General features: G+C 67.1%; 4 protein-coding genes, 4 tRNA genes and 1 pseudogene. 8 read left to right on the top strand and 1 reads right to left on the bottom strand.

The window, feature by feature from the left end:
- The 3 genes and pseudogenes from zapE to DI573_RS13765 all read left to right on the top strand — a co-directional run.
- A partial coding sequence (zapE, locus tag DI573_RS13775) for an AFG1/ZapE family ATPase (protein ID WP_363331373.1) occupies nt 1-181 on the top strand: 181 nt, incomplete at its 5' end.
- A 193-nt stretch (nt 182-374) separates the two neighbouring features.
- Nucleotides 375-1549, top strand: a pseudogene (locus tag DI573_RS13770) (ammonium transporter).
- Nucleotides 1550-1620: 71 nt separating this feature from the next.
- Nucleotides 1621-2151, top strand: coding sequence for a type II toxin-antitoxin system PemK/MazF family toxin (locus tag DI573_RS13765; RefSeq protein WP_292815445.1), 531 nt, complete (start codon nt 1621-1623; stop codon nt 2149-2151).
- A gap of 9 nt (nt 2152-2160) precedes the next feature.
- Here DI573_RS13765 and DI573_RS13760 read toward each other — a convergent pair.
- Nucleotides 2161-2233 (bottom strand) — tRNA-Val (locus DI573_RS13760).
- Between the two features lie 162 nt (nt 2234-2395).
- Here DI573_RS13760 and DI573_RS13755 point away from each other — a divergent pair.
- From DI573_RS13755 to DI573_RS13735, 5 genes are all read left to right on the top strand, one after another.
- A tRNA-Gly gene (locus tag DI573_RS13755) sits at nt 2396-2467 on the top strand.
- 56 nt (nt 2468-2523) lie between these two features.
- Nucleotides 2524-2597 (top strand) — tRNA-Cys (locus tag DI573_RS13750).
- Between the two features lie 24 nt (nt 2598-2621).
- Nucleotides 2622-2693, top strand: a tRNA-Val gene (locus tag DI573_RS13745).
- A 253-nt stretch (nt 2694-2946) separates the two neighbouring features.
- On the top strand, nt 2947-4971 hold the full coding sequence (gene thrS / locus DI573_RS13740; RefSeq protein ID WP_292815443.1) for a threonine--tRNA ligase: 2025 nt from the start codon (nt 2947-2949) through the stop codon (nt 4969-4971).
- 35 nt (nt 4972-5006) lie between these two features.
- Nucleotides 5007-5531 carry an HIT domain-containing protein gene (locus DI573_RS13735; RefSeq protein ID WP_292815447.1) on the top strand — a complete coding sequence of 175 codons (525 nt, stop codon included), beginning with the start codon at nt 5007-5009 and terminating at the stop codon, nt 5529-5531.
- The last annotated feature ends 16 nt before the right edge of the window (nt 5532-5547 follow it).

Genomic DNA, 5547 nt, shown 5'->3' with positions numbered 1-5547 from the left:
AGACCAGTCTGCGGCGTTGCGCTTCGTCGCGTTCGTCGACCGGGTGTACGACGCCCAGCTGCCGATCAGGGCCACGGGAACGGGCCTCGATCAGGTCTTCCCCGATGAGATGCTCGCCGGCGGCTACCGCAAGAAGTACCTGCGCGCCATCTCCCGACTGAACGCGTCGACCGCGGCCTGACGCGCGCTGTTCTTTCTGACCTCACGGCTTCGTGAAACACGATGTTTACATGCGGGCGGCCGACGTAACGCGCACGAAACATCGATCCGTCCCACACCGTAACCATTGATGTCCAGACTGGGGCGAGGTCGTGGGGCCCTCTGTACCCGAAGCCCCACGCGTCTTGATACACAACACATGGATGAGGAACTTCATGGATAGCGGAAATCTCGCCTGGTCCGTCACAGCAACGGCGCTAGTGCTTCTCATGACGCCCGGTTGATGATGAGCTTCGGCGCGCTCGGCCTCGTCAGCGTGCTCTGGATTCTCTACGGCTTCAACATGAGCGCCGTCGAGAGCCCCTGGGCATTCGCGGGCAACCCCTTCTCCGACCTCGGCCTCGGCGCCCTCGATGACAACGGCCTCGTGGGTGCGGCGTTCGGCGCCACCTTCGCGATCATCACCGTTGCGCTCATCTCGGGTGCCATCGCGGACCGCGCCAAGTTCGGCGCGTGGATGATCTTCGCCGGCATCTGGGTCACGCTCGTCTACTTCCCGGTCGCCGCGTGGGTCTGGGGTGGCGGCTGGGTCTTCAGCCTCGGCGAGACCTTCGGCTTCTCCACCAACGTCATCGACTACGCCGGTGGCACCGCCGTGCACATCAACGCCGGTGCGGCAGCACTCGCCCTCGCGCTCGTGCTGGGCAAGCGCGTCGGCTTCCAGAAGGGCATCCACAAGCCCCACAACGTTCCGCTGGTGCTGCTGGGCGCCGCGCTGCTGTGGTTCGGCTGGTTCGGCTTCAACGGTGGCGCCGAGGGCACCTTCGCGCTGCTGGGCACCGAGGACTCGCTCATCGGGCTCATCACGATCAACACCATGGGTGCGACCGCTGCCGCCATCATCGGTTGGCTGATCGTCGAGAAGCTCAAGGACGGCAAGGCCACCTCCGTCGGCGCGGCATCGGGTGCTGTCGCCGGTCTCGTGGCCATCACGCCCGCCTGTGCGAACCTGACCCCAGGCTGGGCACTGCTTCTCGGCATCGTGACCGGTGCCGTCTGCGCCCTTGCGGTGGAGCTGAAGTGGAAGCTCGGCTTCGACGACTCGCTCGACGTGGTCGGCATCCACCTCGTCGGCGGTCTGATCGGAACGATCTACCTCGGCTTCTTCGCGACCGAGACCGGTCTGTTCCTCGGCGGCGGTGCGGAGCAGCTCATCCTGCAGGTGATCGCAGCCCTCGGCGTGCTCGTGTACTCGTTCGTGCTGGCCTTCATCATCGGCTTCGCGATCGAGAAGACCCTGGGCTTCCGCGTCAAGAACGAGGACGAGATCGCCGGTGTCGACACGGTCGTCCACGGCGAGGAGGGGTACGCGATCGCCGAGCGCGAGTAACGTACAGCTCACTGTCCACGAAGGGGCGTCGCGAGATCGCGGCGCCCCTTCGGCGTGCGTAGGGTGAGCGGGTGAGCACCCGCGGCATCCTTCGATCTCTCGCCTCCCTCCTGCGCCCACGCACCCAGCCGGTGCCGAACGCCTCGACGCGAGTTCCCGACGCTCAGGGCAGCCCCGGGCAGACCGGCCCCGCGGCGACGGTTGAGATCGATCCTCCGCCGCGCGATGGGCTGCGGATCACCTACGCACCCGATCGCGACGGCGATCCCGATGCGGGGGAGGTCGTATGGACCTGGGTGCCGTATGCCGAGAAGGATGGGCGTGGCAAGGACCGTCCGGTGCTCGTGATCGGGCGCCAGAGTGCGGATCGGGTGTACGCGGTGCGGTTGACCAGTCGTGGTCGCGAGGGCGACAGGGATCTCCTCCCTATCGGCGCGGGCCCGTGGGACAGTCGTGGGCGAGAGTCGTGGGTCGACACCGACCAGCTGTACAGCGTGCACAGGTCCGGGATGCGCCGGGAGGCGGCAGCGCTGGAGCGCGCCGTCTTCGCGCGCGTCGCCGCCGCGCTGCAGGCGCGTCACGGCTGGCGGGTCGTGGGCTGAGCAAAACGGTGGGCGATGCCGGACTCGAACCGACGACCTCTTCCGTGTGAAGGAAGCGCGCTACCAACTGCGCCAATCGCCCAAGGCCCCTGGGGGCCGAATCACGATGTTACCGGATGCCGAGCGCGTCGGCGAACGCGCGGCGTCCGCCCCGGCCGTCGACACGCGCGGACCGGTCCCGGTTTTGCACGGCGCCGAGCATCGGCTAAAGTCTTCCAAGGCGCCCCGGTCACACGGGGAGCACGCGGATGTAGCGCAGTGGTAGCGCATCACCTTGCCAAGGTGAGGGTCGCGAGTTCGAATCTCGTCATCCGCTCGAGTGCAGGGGCTTTCCTCAGGGGAAGCCAAGGCACGTGGGGTCAAACCACACGCGGTGGCGTGGCCGAGCGGCTAGGCACCGGCCTGCAAAGCCGTTTACACGGGTTCGAATCCCGTCGCCACCTCCACTTGCAACTGAATAGCCCCTTTGGGCGCGATTGGCGCAGCGGTAGCGCGCTTCCCTGACACGGAAGAGGTCACTGGTTCGATCCCAGTATCGCGCACGACGAAACCCCCGGAAACCCGGGGGCTTTTTCGTTTCTGGGGAGCCCGCGTCGCCGCGGCGGCGACGAGCACAGGAATCGGTGGCGAAACAGGACGCATGGATGCTCAGCATCCTGTTCTGGGCACATCTCCTGTCCTGACGACCAGGCGTCGGCATCCGGGCCCGAAGCGGCGTGCTTCACCGCGTCTGTCCGTGTGGGGAGCGTCGGGGCCCGCGATAGCCTAGAACCCTGTCACCCCAGGAGAGTTCCCTTGACTGATCTGCGCCCCGCGGAGGACGTGTCGTTCCCCGCCGATGGTTTTGCTCTGTTCCCCGACCGCTCCGTCGTCGCGCTCCGCGTCAACGGCGAGTTGAAGGACCTGGCGACGACGGTGACCGCGACCGACGAGGTGGAGGCCGTCAGGATCGACAGCCCCGATGGCCTGTCGATCCTGCGACACTCCACCGCGCACGTGCTCGCGCAGGCCGTGCAGCGCATCAATCCCCAGGCGAACCTCGGGATCGGCCCTCCGATCACCGACGGCTTCTACTACGACTTCGGCGTCGACGAGCCCTTCACGCCCGAGGATCTGAAGGCCATCAAGAAGGAGATGGAGCGCATCGTCCGCGAGGGGCAGCGCTTCATCCGCCGCGTCGTCTCGGACGACGAGGCCCGTGCCGAGCTCGCCGACGAGCCCTTCAAGCTCGAGCTCATCGGGCTCAAAGGCGGCGCTTCGAGTGCCTCGGCGACCGCGATCGCGGAGGGCGCCTCCGTCGAGGTCGGGGCCGGTGAGCTGACGATCTACGACAACGTCGACCGCGAGGGCACGACGGTCTGGAAGGACCTGTGCCGCGGCCCCCACGTGCCCAGCACGCGCATGGTCGGCAACGGCTGGGCGCTCACCCGCATCGCCGGCGCGTATTGGCGCGGCAGCGAGAAGAACCCGCAGCTGCAGCGCATCTACGGCACCGCGTGGCCGACGAAGGACGAGCTGCGCGCCTATCAGGAGCGCCTCGAGGAGGCGGCCAAGCGCGACCACCGGAAGCTCGGCAAGGAGCTGGACCTCTTCTCCTTCCCCGACGAGATCGGCTCGGGCCTGTCGGTCTGGCACCCCAAGGGCGGCATCATCCGGGGCGAGATGGAGCAGCATGCTCGCAGGCGTCACATCGAGGGCGGCTACACCTACGTGTACACCCCGCACATCTCGAAGCAGGATCTGTTCCTCACGTCGAATCATCTCGTCACCTACAAGGACGGCATGTTCCCGCCGATCCACCTCGACGAGGAGCGCGACGCCGACGGCGCCGTGACCAAGGCGGGCATCGACTACTACCTCAAGCCAATGAACTGCCCGATGCACATCCTGATCTTCAAGGAGCGCGGACGCAGCTATCGCGACCTGCCCATGCGGCTGGCCGAGAACGGCACCGTCTACCGCAACGAACTCTCGGGCGCCCTGCACGGCCTCACCCGTGTGCGCGGCTTCACGCAGGACGACTCGCACCTGTTCGTGACCCCGGATCAGCTGGAGTCCGAGGCGACGCGCGTGCTCGAGTTCGTGATCTCCATGCTGCGAGACTTCGGCCTCGACGACTTCGAGCTCGAGCTCTCGATGCGCGACGACGAGAAGTCGAAGTGGATCGGCACGGACGAGTTCTGGGAGTACTCCACCGACGCGCTGCGCAACGTCGCCGTCGCGAGCGGTCTGAAGCTCACCGAGGTGCCGGGAGAAGCGGCGTTCTACGGCCCCAAGATCGACCTGAAGACCAAGGACGCGATCGGGCGCACCTGGCAGCTCTCAACCGTCCAGGTCGACCCGAACCTGCCTGAGCGCTTCGATCTCGAGTACACCGACCGTGACGGGCAGAAGAAACGCCCCATCATGATCCACCGGGCCCTGTTCGGCTCGATCGAGCGATTCTTCGCGATCCTGCTCGAGCACTACGCGGGGTCTTTCCCGCTGTGGCTGGCGCCCGTGCAGGTGATGGGGATCCCCGTCGCGGACGAGTTCGGCGACTACCTCGACGAGATCATCACCCGACTGCGCGCCGAGGGCGTGCGCGCCGAGGTCGACCACTCCGACGACCGCATGCAGAAGAAGATCCGCACCCACACGACGATGAAGGTGCCCGTGCAGCTGATCGCGGGCGAGGCCGACCGCTCGGCGGGCACGGTCTCCTTCCGATTCCGCGACGGCACGCAGACCAACGGCGTGCCGGTGACGGATGCTGTCGCTCTCATCACCCGGGCCATCGCCGATCACACGCAGGTCGCGACCGCCGCGGATCTCGCGTGAGCGCTGACGGTCCTTCGGCGGGCTCAGGACCCGAGATGATCGCGGCGTCCGAGCTCGCCGGCGTGCCCGATGAGTTCCAGCGACTCTGGACGCCGCACCGGATGGCCTACATCCAGGCAGGACCCGAGCCCCTGCGCCACAGCTGCCCCTTCTGCGCGGCGCCCCAGATGTCGGACGAGGACGGCTTGATCGTCGCACGCGGCCGCACGGCCTATGTGCTGCTCAATCTATTCCCCTACAACTCCGGGCATCTGCTGGTGTGCCCGTACCGCCACATCCCGATGTACGACGAGGCCACGCCCGAAGAGGTGGCCGAGATCGGCGAGCTGACGCAGATCGGGATGCGGGTGCTCCGCACGGTGTCGCGCTGCGACGGCTTCAATCTGGGCATGAACCAGGGGAGCCTGGCGGGGGCGGGCGTCGATGGCCACCTCCATCAGCACATCGTTCCGCGCTGGGCCACCGATTCGAACTTCTTCCCGATCATCGCGAAGACCAAGGCGCTGCCCCAGCTTCTGGGCGATGTCCGTGCCGCGGTGGCGAAGGCCTGGCCTGCCTGATCGTCGGCGGGTGCGT

The sequence above is a fragment of the Microbacterium sp. genome (assembly GCF_003248605.1).
Lineage (GTDB): Bacteria > Actinomycetota > Actinomycetes > Actinomycetales > Microbacteriaceae > Microbacterium.
This window is presented reverse-complemented; position numbering and strand designations above follow the sequence as displayed.